Origin of the sequence: Lentzea sp. DG1S-22, from assembly GCF_036321065.1 — a bacterium.
In the GTDB taxonomy this organism is placed as follows: Bacteria; Actinomycetota; Actinomycetes; order Mycobacteriales; family Pseudonocardiaceae; genus Lentzea; species Lentzea jiangxiensis.
In genome coordinates this window covers 1,470,995-1,484,241 of the sequence record NZ_CP143276.1, presented here as the reverse complement: position 1 = coordinate 1,484,241, position 13,247 = coordinate 1,470,995, and the positions used below count along the sequence as shown (strand labels likewise).

Below are 13,247 nucleotides of genomic sequence, written 5' to 3'. Positions count from 1 at the left end.
GTCGAACGGTCAGAGCGTGTTGTTGGCCAGCCCTTCGGTCTCGGAGCTGGTCGCGCGGTTGACGTCGAGCAGTGCCTTGGCGTCGTCGCGCAACTGCTTCAGGTTCCCGACGATCCGCTCGAAGTCGCCGGTCCAGTTGAAGAGGCCCGCCTCGAGCTTCTGGCCGGACGTCGACCTGTTGACCTGCTGCATCTCCGCGGAGATCACGGTGACGTTCGTCTTCACGCCCGCCATGGCGTCGAGCGCGGTGCTGGTCTCGTTGATGACGGACACGAGAATCGCGTCGTCGTAACCGCTGATGGGGCTGGACATGTGGTGCTCCTTCTTGGAGTGTCAGGTGATGCGGTCGAGCACGGGACCGGTCGGCAGCAACGCCAGCAGGTCCGGGGGAACCTGGGGTGCGGCATCCGCACCGAGTCCCAGCGCCGCGGCGGCGTCTGTGCTCGCCACGGGGTACTTGGCACCGGATTCGGTGATGAGGTAGATGCCCGCACCGGCCACACCCGGCGCGGCACGGGTGCGGGCGAGCAGGCCGGCGCCGGGGGTGACCTCCACCCGGTCGGCGACCTGTCCGTCGCGGGTCACGCCGGGACCGTCGCCGCGGCCCCGTCCGCTCGGCGGAGGCGCGGTGACGAGCACGGCGCGGTCGTTCGCCCAGCGCACGCAGAAGAACCTGTTCTCGGCCTTCGCGGCCATCGGCGGTGAGGCCGGCAGCTCGGCCTGCCAGGCGGGCGCCGGCAGCACGGTCTGCGTGGCGAGCTGGGCGGTGGTGATCTCGAGCGTCTGCACGCCCTTCGCCTCGGGGTCGGCCGCGGCAAGCGCGGCCACGGTCGCCGTCACCGGCACCAGACCGCCGGAGGCCACGACGTACGAGGTGCCACCGACCGCGTCCGGCACGGACACGAGCTGGCCGACCGTGGTGGGCCTGCCGCCGATGACGGGTCCGGCGCCGCCGCGGGCGAGCTTCGGTGAACCGAGGTCCGGGCCTGCGGTGAGCGTGTTGAGCCAGGCGGGGTCGGCCGCCTGCGCACCTGCCGGATCGAGGCCGAGTGCCCGCGGTGCCCACGGCGCGGTGACGCGGAACCTGCGGTCGCGCCAGACCAGGTGCAGGCCGTCGCCCGAGCGGACGAGCAGCGCCTGTTCGGCGGGAACCTCCGTCACCCCGGCGAGGGCGCCGATCGTGACACTGACCTGCGGTGCCTGTTTCGACTCCGCGGTGCAGACCGTCCAGGGCTGCGCGGCCGGCGAGGCCGGGAGCACGTCCGGTGCTCCCACGATGCCCACCGGAGCGCCCTGCGGGGTGCCCGCGAGGTCCTTGGTGTGCACCTTCGCGACCTTCATGTCCTTGCCCAGCAGGAGCTTCGCGGAGGCGTAGTTGAGCACGGGCCGCAACCTCCCCTCGGCCAGCAGGTACCGGTTGCCCGTGTCCTCGTCGACGACCAGCGTGCCGGGTGCGCGCCAGGCGCCGTCACCGCGCGAGGTGAGCAGGCTCGTCACCAGCACGCCACCGATCACGAGCACGCCGACGCCGATGCCGCCGAGCACGCCGGCCGAGGTCCGCCGCAGTGGCCGCTCCACCGCGTCCGGGTCGGTGCGCAGCACCGCCGAGTCGAGCCGCGCGGCCAGGAACGAGTGCGCCTGGACCTGCTCACGCCTGTCGTACATGAACATCCTCCTCCCTCGTTCCCGTCACACCACTGCCACGTCATCCGGAGCGGAAAAGGTTCATCAGAAAATCGACGAGATCACGCCGTAGACGCCGGTCAGCGAGAGCACCAGTGGAATCGTCGCCAACGCGCACGCCCAGTGCAGGAGGTCGCCCCAGCGGCCCCACCTCGGCACGAGCTTGCGGCCGGGCAGCACCTGAGCACAGGCGAAAGCCGCTCCGGCGACGAGCAGGAGTCCCAGAAGGACAGACGTCCACCAGACGGGCCCGCCCCCGGCCGCGCGAACGCACGCGGTCGACACAAGTCCCGCTACGGCGGGCACGAGAGCGGTGAGCCGGTGCCAGACCGAGGACAGCTCCCTGGCGTGCAACAGCAACAGCACCGAGACGACCGCGGCGAAGACGGAAGCGTCCCACGACGTGTGCGCGGCCACCACGACGAGTCCACCGGCGAGCACCAGGCCCAGCACCGAGAGGAACCCGGTCAGGTACCGGTCGGCGGAGTCGGCGCGGTCGAGCACGTCACCACTGGGAAGTGGATCGAGACCTTCCTGGAACTCGTCCGCTGTCGTCGGCACCGGTTCGACGGCGAGTCCGGCCAGCCTGGCCGCCGCCGACGGCGCAGCCTTGGTCAGCAGCAACGCAGCGGTGACGACGATCGCCGCCGATCCGGGGCCGCTCAGGCCACCGAACATCGTCACGGCGCCACCGGCGCAAACCAGCAGCGCCGCTACCACGACGGCCAGCGCCACCTCGGTCGCCGCTCCGGTGACCGCGCGCACGGCCATCGCCGTGACCGCGACAGCGAACGCCGCGGCGAAGACGCCCGGGGCGGTGAACCAGTGTTGCGGTGGCGCACCACCCATCGGCACGGCCAGCCCCGCCACCGCCGCCGCGCACACCGCGACCGCGCCGAGCACCAGCGCGGAGACGCGATCGTCGCGGGCGTGCGCCGCGACAGCGGACATCACGAGCAGGCAGCACGCCACGGCACCCGCACTGATCGACGCCATCAGGCCACTGTCCGCAAACGAAGCGACCACCACGGCGACCACCGCGAAGACCGCCATCAACGCAACACCGGTGTAACGGGTCAGCGCAGGAGTCCAGAGGTCTTGTTTGCGGGACAGGCCGGTGTGCACACCGTCGACCAAGTCGTCGAAGTCCACGAGCGGCAGGAGGTCGTCCCTCGGTCGCAGGTGGAGCAGGTCTCCGTCGAACAGCCCGGAAGCGGCGGTGCCCTGGTCCTCGTCCAGCGGGGGTTCACCGAGGCGCTGCAGAACCCAGCCGCCGTGGGCCAGGCCGCTGGTGGCGAGTGCCGGGTCCAGGTGCCCCAGAACGGTGGGCATGAGGTCGGCGATCGGAACGTGCGCGGGGACGGCGAGCTCCACCCGTGAGGTCGGCCCGCAGATCGTGAGCCTGCACATCTCGCCGGAGCCCATCGCCGCGGAGGGCGGAATGGTGGCCATGTCCCGTCCACGGTGTTCTCGTCCTGAAAGGTTCATGGGCAGCGCGATGAACCTTTCGACGGTCTCCCACACGTGTAGCGGTCGGCAGCGCAGTCCGATCGAGGGAGCCGAGCGCGATGACCACGACGTTGTTCCGCAGGCAGGGCCGGGAGCAGCCGCCGGAGATGCCCGGCGGCGAACTGTCGCTGCAGGAGCCGCCGGTGCTGCCGGAAACCGTCGGTGGCGGGCTGGGTCCGCTGTTGATGATGATCCCGATGGCCGCGGGCAGCGCGGTCATGATGGTGATGATGTTCGGCCGCTCCAACATGGGCATGGGGCTCGGTATGGGCGCCATGATGCTCGTGATGATGGTCGGCATGGTGTTCAGCCAGGCCGGTCGTGGCGGCACCGAGCGCAGGCAGCGGATGCGCGGCGAGCGGCGCGACTACCTGCGCTACCTCGGGCAGACACGGCTGCAGGTCCGCTCCGTCGCGCAACGGCAGCGCACCGCGCTCGCGTGGCGGCACCCCGATCCGGCGGGCCTGTGGTCGGTCGCGATGACCAACCGGTTGTGGGAGCGTCGCGCGGCACACGCCGACTTCGCCGAGGTGCGCGTCGGCACCGGACCTCAGCGCCTCGCCATGACCATGACCCCGCTCAACACCAAGCCGGTCGCCGACCTGGAACCGCTGTCGGCGCGCGCGTTGCGGCGCTTCATCAACGCCTACACCACGATTTCGAACCAGCCGACCGCGCTGTACCTGCGCGGCTTCGCCCAGGTGCGGTTCACGGGCGACGCCGGCGCCATCCGCGGCGTCACCCGCTCGCTGATCGCCCAGCTCGCCACCTTCCACTCCCCTGAGGACCTGCGGATCGCGGTGTGCGCGAGCCCGGACAACACGGAGCACTGGGACTGGGTGAAGTGGCTGCCGCACGCCCAGCACCCGACCGAGCAGGACGGCGCCGGCCAGGCACGGTTGCTCGTCGACGGCGTGGACGGCCTCACCGAGCTGCTCGACGCCGAGCTCGCCTCGCGCGCACGTTTCGAGGCTGGTGCGTCACCGAGCCGGGAGGAGCCGTACGTCGTGGTCGTGCTCGACGGCGTCGAGGTGCCTGCCGAATCACGGCTCGCGGGTGCGGGCTACCGCAACGCGATCGTGCTGGACGTCGCCGGCGGGCTCGGCGCGACCGGAGGCAAGTCACGACTGCGCCTCGACGTCGACCCGACACAGATGCACATGCTGCGCACCGACCGCACCGGCCACGAGGTGCGCACGGCGCTGTGCGGACCGGATCTGCTGAGCGTGCCGAAAGCGGCCGCGCTGGCCCGCGTCATCTCGCCGTACCGGCTCGGCGGCACCACCGAGGTCTCCGAACCGATGGTCGCCGACTTCGAGCTGCCCCGGCTGCTCGGCGTCACCGACCTCGACGAGCTCGACCCGAGCACGTTGTGGCGCAGAGGACTCGGCTCCGATCGCTTCCGCATCCCGCTCGGCATCGCGGAGGACGGCACCACCATCGACCTCGACATCAAGGAGTCCGCGCAAGGGGGCATGGGGCCGCACGGCCTGCTGATCGGCGCCACCGGCTCCGGCAAGAGCGAGCTGCTGCGCACGCTCGTGCTCGGCCTCGCCATGACGCACTCCTCGGAGATCCTCAACTTCGTGCTGGTGGACTTCAAGGGCGGTGCCACGTTCCTCGGCCTCGACCGGCTCCCGCACACGTCCGCGGTCATCACGAACCTCGCCGACGAAGCTCCGCTGGTGACCCGCATGCAGGATGCCCTGCACGGTGAGATGGTCCGCCGACAGGAGCTCCTGCGCGCAGCGGGCAACTACAGCTCATTGCTCGACTACGAGAAGGCGCGTCTCGCGGGCACCCCGCTCGACCCGCTGCCGACGTTGTTCGTCATCGTCGACGAGTTCAGCGAGCTGCTGGCGGCCAACCCCGACTTCGCCGACCTGTTCGTCATGATCGGCAGGCTCGGACGCTCGCTCGGCGTGCACCTGCTGCTCGCGAGTCAGCGCATCGACGACGGCCGGATGCACAAGCTCGAGAGCCACCTGTCCTACCGGATCGGCCTGCGCACGTTCTCCGCCATGGAAAGCCGGTCGGTGATCGGTGTGCCGGACGCGTACCAGCTGCCCAGCGCGCCGGGCAACGGCTACCTGCGCAGCGACGTCGCGACCCTGGTGCGGTTCAAGGCGGCCTACGTGTCCGGCACGCACCGCAGGCGCACCCGCGAGCAACGGCAGAAGGAGGTGAGCAGGCAGGTCGTTCCCTTCGGCGCAACGCGGCTACCGCTGCCCGCCGCTTCCGTGGCCGCATCGGTTCCGGTGCTGGACGACGCTTCCGGTGACACCGGCGAGTCCGTGCTCGACGTGGCCGTGAACAAGTTGCTCGGCCAGGGACCGCCCGCGCACCAGGTGTGGCTGCCGCCGCTGGGCGATCCGCCATCGCTGGACCAGATGCTGCCGCCGCTCGTGCCCGACGCCGGCCTCGGGCTGACCGCGGCGGGCTGGCCCGGCCGCGGTGGCCTCGTGGTCCCCGTCGGTGTCGTCGACAAGCCGTTCGAGCAGATGCGGGACCTGCACCTGGTGGACCTGTCCGGTGCCGGCGGCCACGTGGGCATCGCCGGCGGTCCCCAGTCGGGCAAGAGCACCCTGCTGCGCACCGTGATCGCGGGTCTCGCCCTCACGCACACGCCCGCCGAGGTCCAGTTCTACTGCCTCGACTTCGGTGGCGGCTCACTCGCCGCGCTGGAGGGCCTGCCGCACGTCGGCGGCGTCGCGACCCGCATGCAGGCCGAGCGGGTCAGCCGCACGATCGCCGAGGTGCAGGGAGTGCTGGCACAGCGCGAACAGCTGTTCACCGACCACGCCGTCGAGGGCATGGCCGCCTATCGTGAGCGCCGGGCGGCGGGTGAGTTCGCCGGCGATCCGCACGGGGACGTCTTCCTCGTGGTGGACGGCTGGGGCTCACTGCGCTCGGATTTCGAGCAGCACGACGTCACCATCCGGCAGCTCGCTCAGCGCGGTCTCGCCTACGGCGTGCACCTCGTGCTGACGGCGAACCGCTGGTCGGACATCCACAGCGGGCTGCGCGACCAGCTCGGCACGCGACTGGAGCTGCGACTGGGCGACGCGATCGACTCCGTGATCGACATGCGCGCGGCGGCCCAGGTGCCGAACCTGTCCGGTCGCGGTCTCACGTCCGGCAAGCTGCACTTCCTCGCCGGAGTACCCCGGCTGGACGGCCGGACGGGCGTCGACGGGCTCGCTGAGGCGACCCGGGACCTGGTCGCCGCCGTCGCCGAGAGCTGGGCGCGCTCCGGTGCACCCGAGGTCCGGATGCTGCCCGCTCTGCTGCCCGCGGCCGAGCTGCCCGCCCCGGAACCCGGCCCCAGGATCGCCCTCGGCGCGGGCGAGCTCGACCTCCTGCCGGTGTGGCACGACTTCGGCGACCGGCCTCATCTGACCGTCATCGGTGACAGCGGCAGCGGCAAGTCCGCCGTGCTGCGGCTGATCGCCGCGGCGATCCCTCGGGTGTACTCACCGCAGGACGCTCAGGTCGTCGTGATCGACCCGCGCCGAACCATGCTGGAGAGCGTGCCGGAGCAGTACCGGCGCGGTGTGGCGGTGTCCGGTGCCGTGGCCGGCGACATCATCCGGCCGATCGCGGCCGAGCTCAAGGAACGCGTACCGGGTCAGGACATCGCACCGAGCAGGCTGAAGGACCGGGACTGGTGGTCCGGTCCTGAGGTGTTCGTCCTCGTCGACGACTACGACCTGCTGATCAGCGGAATGGGCGGCCCGCTCGACTCCCTCGTGGAACTGCTTCCCCAGGCAGGCGACATCGGCCTGCACGTCGTGCTCACCCGCGCCGCCGCGGGTTCCAGCCGGACCTCGATGGACGCCGTGGTGCGCAGGCTGCAGGAGTCGAACACGTCGGAGCTCGCGCTGTCGGTCCCTCCCAACGAGATGCCACTGCTCAACGGCGCGCGTGGTCGTCAGCTCCCGCCCGGCCGTGGCCAGCTGGTCACCCGCCGCGACGCCGTCGGGCTCCAGGTCGGCTGGACGGAGGAGTCGTGAGTCGCAGGAATCTGCAGATCCTGCTCACAGCCGTGCTGACGGCGGGTTGTCTTCCGCTCCCCGTGCGGGCCGCGCACGCGCAGGACCAGTGCGCAGGTCCCGAGGAGAAAGTGGTCGAGGCCCCGTCGTGGGCGCAGCGGAGGATGGGCGCGGACCGCGCATGGCAGCTCACCGAGGGAGGAGTGGTCGTCGGTGTCGTCGACACCGGTGTGAGCGCCGGTGCGGCCGCATTGGCGAACGCGGTGCTCCCCGGCACGGACCTGAGCACCGGCAAGGGACCCGGGAACGCGGACTGCTCGGGCCACGGCACGTTCCTGGCCAGCCTGATCGCCGCCAGGCAGCAGGAGGGCACGACGTTCGCGGGCATCGCCCCCGGTGCGACCCTGCTTCCGGTGCGCGTCACCGACAAACCGTCCGAGGTGGACCCGGTGAAGCTGGCGGCCGGCATCCGCACAGCCGCCGACGGTGGTGCCCGCGTCATCGCGGTCGGGCTGACGACCCACGCCGATCACCCCGATCTCCGCGCGGCAGTGGCGCACGCCCAAGCCAGGGACGTCGTGGTCGTGGCCTCCGCAGCCGCGAAGGAAAAAGGTGGCCGCGCCTATCCCGCCGCGACACCAGGGGTTCTCGCGGTGGCACCGCTCACCGAGAACGGAGCGGCGGGCACCGCCGTCCTGGGTGCCGAGCCCGCGCTGGCCGCCCCCGCGGAGAACCTGGTGGGCGCGGGACCGTTCGGCGGTGGGCACCGCGTCGGCTCTGCGAGCGAGCTCGGCGTCGCGTACGTCGCCGGCGCTGCGGCGCTCGTCCGCGCCTACCACCCGACTCTGTCCGCACGAGACGTCACCAGCCGTCTGCTGTCCACAGCGGACAGACCCGCAGGTGCCGTTCCTCACCCCGGACTGGGCCACGGCGTGGTGAACCCGGTGGCCGCCGTCACGACGCTGCTGCCCGTGACCGCCACCTCCGCCCCGCGGTCGGTGGAACCGCTCGTGATCGCTCGAGCCACCCCACCGGATCCGGCACCGGCGAGCCGCGCGCTGTGGTTCGCGGGGACACTGTTGATCGCGGCGCTGCTCCTAGCCGGCATGGTGCGGCTGCTCACCCGACGCCGGCGGAGAGGTGGGGATTCCCCTACCACGGCGGAGGGAAATCCCCGCTAGAACCGGCGGGTTGCACCCCTGCTCCGGAGGGAGCGCCCCACCGATTTCCGCGCCTGGACTCGCAATAGTCGTCGCAACAGGAAAACCGCGACGAAGGAGCCGAGATGTCCGCCACCATCGACCACATCGTCCGAGACCACGGTGCCGCTCTGCTCGCCTACACCACGCGACTGACGCGAGGGGACCGGCACCGTGCGGAGGACGTAGTGCAGGAGACGTGGATCCGCGCGTGGCGCAACGTCGAGCGGCTCACCGAAGACTGCGGTTCCGTGCGGTCCTGGCTGATGCGGGTGGCGCACAACATCGTGGTCGACCACGTCCGCAGCCCGCGCGCCCGGCTGACCGAGGTGGAGATGCCCGTCGTCGACCCGACCTCGGTGCCGGAGCGCAGTGACGACGTCCTGAACCGGCTCATGGTCGGCACCGTGCTCGAGTCGTTGCCACGGCCGCATCGGGAAACCGTGGTCGAGGTCTACTTCGCCGACCGCACCGCCAAGAGCGCCGCCGAGGTGCTGCGTGTCCCCGTCGGCACCGTGAAAAGCCGTGTGCACAACGCCCTCCGCACGTTGCGCGAGACGATGCCCGTGCTGGAAGCCGCCTGAACCTCATGCCCCGCACGGCCGCACATTTGCGGCCGAGGTGCGGGAGCGCTCACAGCCGAACGTCCGGAACCCCGGTGTAAGTCGACATAGCAGGTCACAGCGATGCGGACGACACCCTCAGGCCGCGCGGGACGATCTCCGGTCCCTTGGCAGTTCTGTCCGCACAGGACGGATGCCGGACTTGGGTGGCGGTTCCCGCGCACCGGTGGCACATCGGGCAATCCTCACGATGGACGCACGAGAAGGCGGCGACCGGCTCCGGCCACCGCCTCAGCACATCGGATGAGCAGATCAGATCATGCCGTTTCTCATCGCATAGGCGACAGCGTGCGAACGGTTGCGCAGCTCGAGCCGCTGGGTGAGACCGGAGATCACGTTCTTCACAGTGCGCTCGGAGTAGGCCAGCTCGCCGGCGATCTCCGCCGTGTCCATCCCCTCGGCCATCAAGCGCAGAACGTCGATCTCCCGCGGGTCCAGCCTGGCCGCATTGAGCCCCTGGGGGCCCAGCACCTCCCGCTGCAGGCGTTCGAGGTGCTTGAGCAGTTCACCCAGCAGCGGAGGCGGCAGAACGCCGCCGCCAACGGAGGCGGTGCGGACGCTGTGCACGAGGCGTTCAGCGGTCACGGACTGCCGGGAGAGCACAGCCACGACGCGGCACTCGACGGCGGCGAGCAACTGCGGCTCGGTGAGCTCGTTGACCACCAGCACCACCGGAACGCGGGTCACCGCCGTTCGGCGCAGCAGTGCCAGGACCTCGGGCGTGAGGTGGTAGGTCGCGACGACACGCACATCCACGCCGGTCGGGGGAAGACCCTCCATCACCTCGACGCCGGTCTCGCCGGACAGCGCGCCGGAAAGGCCCGCGACCGTCAAGGGGTCTGGCGAGTACACGGCGACGCGAACTGTTTCCACTGTCTCTCCCGAAGCTGCCAGGTCTGCCGGACCCAAAGGTTGCCGGGACGGGATCGCGTAGACATCGGTCTGTTGACGCACAATGAAAACGCCGACAACAGCAGATGACTTGCGGCACGCCGGGAAACGTTCGCCGCTGGTCAAGAGCCTTGGGCGAGGCCGGGGCCGGTCGGAGCGCGAGGTTCACAGGCCTCCCCTGCGGACCTACCTGCGGTATGACCCTGCGGACCTGATCGAGTGAACCGGACGGACCGGACGTCAGCTCGGCACAGGGGCGCCGCCCGCGCGCTGCCGGAAAACCTCACGCGCGATCTCGACCCGGCTGCGGACACCGAGCTTGCCCAGCACGTGCGAGATGTGGGTCTGCACCGTGCGCGGCGACAGGTACAGGTTCGCGGCGATGCTCGGGGTGGACTGACCGTCCGCGACCATCGATGCGATGCGCAGCTCGGTCGACGTGAGCGCCTGCCAGCCGGACAGGACGCGAGGCTCGCGCTTGCCCCGGACACCTCGGCGCACGCCGTACGCGCGCAACCGCCGCTCCGCCCGTCGAACGTCCCAGTTCGCTCCGAATCCGGTGTAGAGGTCCACCGCCTCGTTGAACGCGTCCCGCGCCGCCGCCGCTTCACCGCGATCGGCCAGCACCACGGCCAGGTCCTCCAGCGCCGCCGCCAGGTCCACGGCCGGTCCCGTCTCGCGGTACCAGCTGACCGCCGCCGCGAGCGCGTTCACGTCCCGGGTCAGAAGTCCCTGGCAACGCAGCAGCGCCGTCGCCGCGCGACCGGGTTCCGCCTCGGCGGATGCCTCGACGCTGCACGCGTTCACGGCGGCGCGCGCGGTCTGCTCATCGCCGTCGTCGAGCGCGAGGCGCACGAGATCGGGCAGCCACTGGTGGGTGAGGGTCATCTCCGATGAACCGCGGTGCAGCAGGATCTCCCCCAGCACCGCTCTGGCCCGCGCCCGGTCGCCGTCCTGCTCCAGCACGACGGCGCGCGCCACCACCAGGAAGTCGAGGTTCTCACGGTCCGCCACCGTCGGGCCGGACACCGCGAGCCCCGCCTCCAGGTGTTTCCTGGAGAGCTCGCGCTCGTCACGGCGCGCCGCCACGAGCGCGGCGACACCGTGCCACAGCAGGAGCGGCCCCGGTTCCCGCAGTCCCGAGTAGGAGAACCCGGCCGCTGAGGCGTCGTCCAGGTCCAGCTCGGCCAGCGCGTCGTCCCACTCACCCAACCAGTACCGCAGCACCGCCGTGGTGATGCCGGGCTGGACGACGCCGCCGGTTTTGCGGTGCAGCGCCGCGGCCGCCTCCTCCCAGCGGCCCAGGTTCTGCAGGGTGAAGATCCGGCCGTCCTCGGCCATCGCCCTCAGGTCGGTGTGATCGGGTCCTGTCCGCAGCAGGTCGAGGGCGCGGTCCAGCAACGCGAGTGCCGCACCGTGGTCACGGCGTACGGACCTGTTCATCCACAGCACGATGAGTGCGTAAGCGGCGGCGAACGAGTCGTGCACGCTCTCCGCCATGTTGAGCGCCAACTGAGCCGTCGTGTCCGCGGCGGCGATATCGCCTTCCCCGCCGCGCTGCACCATCGCGAGGCAGCCGAGCAACCGCGCACGCCACACCACGGGCAGGTCTGGCCGGGACAGCGACCGCCGCACCGCGTCGATGCCCTCCCTGTGCTCCCCGAGGCTGAACAGGGCTCGCACCAGGACGAACTCCATCTCGGAGCGATGTCCGGTGGTGCTCACCACCGCAAGACCACGTCGTGCGCACGCCGCCGCCTCACGGTAACGGCCCACCCCCAGCAACACCCACGCGAGCACCACCAGGAGCACCCCGGTCTGGTCGTCATCGACCTGCACCTGGTCCACCTCGCGGCGCAGCAGGTCGATGGCGAGGTCGGGGGCTTGCGCGGCCAGCGGGGCGGCGTGCACCGCGAGCCACTGGCGCGCCCAGCCGTCACCGATCTGATCGGATGCCGCGAGCTGTTCGGCGACCCGCAACGGCTGGCCCGCGGAGATCGCCAGTGCCTGTGCCGCCTCCCGGTGCAGCGCGGACCGCAGAGCGCCCGGGATCGATTGGTACAACACCTGGCGCAACAAGGGTTGCCTGAAGGTCAGCTCGCCCTCCACGTCCATCACGATTCCGGCCGCGACCGCGTCCTGGAGCGCTCCGGCCAGCTCGGACGCGGACCGGCGCATCAGCACCGCGAGCTCGGTCACCGAGAACCTGCCGCCGAGCAGCGCGGCCATCCGCAGGACCTCCGTCGCCGCGTCGGGCACCACACCGAGCCTGCGGGTCAGCGCCTCGCTGAAAGACGCGGGCAGCCGGTCGTCTGCGCCTCCGCTCTCAAGTCCCGTGGCGTTGGCCAGTTCCCGCAAGTAGAGCGGGTTGCCCATGGCCAGCGACGCCAGCCGATCGCGCGTCGAATCGGGGACCTCGGCCAGCAGGCCGGCCAGCAGCCGCTCCGACTCCGCGTCGGACAGCGGTGCCAGCTCCAGCACGAAGTGCCCGCGCCGGGCGATGGCCGCGCGCAGGTCATGAACTTCTTGCCGAGGTGGCGTCGGGCGGCACGTCGTGAGCAACAGCAGCGGCAACTGGTCCACCGCCGAGACCAGCCGGTGCCACAGGAGTAATGACGCCTCGTCGAAATGCTGCACGTCGTCGACCACGAGCACGATGGGACCTTCCGTGCACATGTCGTCGACGAGCCCGACGAGGAGCTCGATCTCCGCCCACGCCACGTTGGTCGGCTCGAGCAAACCCAGGCGCCGCTCCCGCAGCAGCTTCGCGATCTCGGTGCGCCGCGGGTCCGCCGAACGCGAGGAGATCCGCAGCAGATCCACCACGACGTGCAACGGCGACCGTTGCGCCATCGGATCCGCGATCCCGGTCAGCACCTCGTACCCCGCGTTGCGGGCGAACTCGATCCCTTTGACCGCAAGCGCGGACTTGCCGATTCCCGCTTCGCCTTCGATCCACACCGCAGTTCCGGTGCCGGCGCCGATCCGCTGGACGGCGCTTTCGAGTACGGCCAGTTCCTCCTCGCGTCCAACCCAAACATTCTGCGATGTGCCCGGAAACATGGCCACCAACCTACGTCTCGCCGTACCTCAGCCGACCACCATTTAGCGCCTGAACTCTTCCGGCGCAACCCGACCTGGAGCCCGCCCCCGGACATGGCCTCGTCACAACGGTGCGACTGCCGTGACGAGCTCTTGCCGGACCGGGTAACGCGACGGCTCCACCACCCACCGCGTCGACGTCGACTCCGCCCCACAATGGCCGGCGTTGGTGTCGTACGGCTTTGCCACCTCAGCGGCCAGCCGTTGCTGCGGGCACATTTCACCCCTACCCTGCGGAAAGACCGGGC

Annotated in this window: 8 protein-coding genes; 3 read left to right on the top strand and 5 right to left on the bottom strand. The window is 70.9% G+C overall.

What is annotated here, in order from left to right; all coding sequences use genetic code 11:
• Positions 1 to 9 precede the first annotated feature (9 nt).
• The 3 genes from V1227_RS06450 to eccD all read right to left on the bottom strand — a co-directional run bounded on the left by V1227_RS06450 (position 10) and on the right by eccD (position 3,135).
• Positions 10 to 312 (bottom strand): hypothetical protein, encoded by a 303-nt coding sequence (locus tag V1227_RS06450; RefSeq protein WP_329791556.1) that lies wholly within the window; start codon positions 310 to 312, stop codon positions 10 to 12.
• 21 nt (positions 313 to 333) lie between these two features.
• On the bottom strand, positions 334 to 1,665 hold the full coding sequence (gene eccB / locus V1227_RS06445; protein WP_329791555.1) for a type VII secretion protein EccB: 1,332 nt from the start codon (positions 1,663 to 1,665) through the stop codon (positions 334 to 336).
• Positions 1,666 to 1,728: 63 nt separating this feature from the next.
• Positions 1,729 to 3,135, bottom strand: coding sequence for a type VII secretion integral membrane protein EccD (gene eccD, locus V1227_RS06440; protein ID WP_329791554.1), 1,407 nt, complete (start codon positions 3,133 to 3,135; stop codon positions 1,729 to 1,731).
• 116 nt (positions 3,136 to 3,251) lie between these two features.
• Between eccD and eccCa the strand changes: the two genes are divergently transcribed.
• From eccCa to V1227_RS06425, 3 genes are all read left to right on the top strand, one after another.
• Positions 3,252 to 7,205, top strand: a complete 3,954-nt coding sequence (gene eccCa, locus V1227_RS06435) for a type VII secretion protein EccCa (protein ID WP_329791553.1) — start codon at positions 3,252 to 3,254, stop codon at positions 7,203 to 7,205.
• On the top strand, positions 7,202 to 8,365 hold the full coding sequence (locus V1227_RS06430) for a S8 family serine peptidase (protein WP_329791552.1): 1,164 nt from the start codon (positions 7,202 to 7,204) through the stop codon (positions 8,363 to 8,365). The genes eccCa and V1227_RS06430 overlap by 4 nt, the downstream gene beginning before the upstream one ends.
• 104 nt (positions 8,366 to 8,469) lie before the next feature.
• Positions 8,470 to 8,967: a sigma-70 family RNA polymerase sigma factor gene (locus V1227_RS06425; RefSeq protein WP_329791551.1), complete on the top strand. Its 498-nt coding sequence runs from the start codon at positions 8,470 to 8,472 to the stop codon at positions 8,965 to 8,967.
• Positions 8,968 to 9,258: 291 nt separating this feature from the next.
• Here the strand turns inward: V1227_RS06425 and V1227_RS06420 are convergent, their stop codons facing one another.
• Both V1227_RS06420 and V1227_RS06415 read right to left on the bottom strand, forming a co-directional pair.
• The gene (locus V1227_RS06420; RefSeq protein ID WP_329791550.1) at positions 9,259 to 9,879 is read right to left on the bottom strand and encodes a helix-turn-helix transcriptional regulator; all 621 of its coding nucleotides are present in this window, start codon (positions 9,877 to 9,879) and stop codon (positions 9,259 to 9,261) included.
• 258 nt (positions 9,880 to 10,137) lie between these two features.
• Positions 10,138 to 12,960: an ATP-binding protein gene (locus tag V1227_RS06415; protein WP_329791549.1), complete on the bottom strand. Its 2,823-nt coding sequence runs from the start codon at positions 12,958 to 12,960 to the stop codon at positions 10,138 to 10,140.
• Between the last annotated feature and the right edge of the window lie 287 nt (positions 12,961 to 13,247).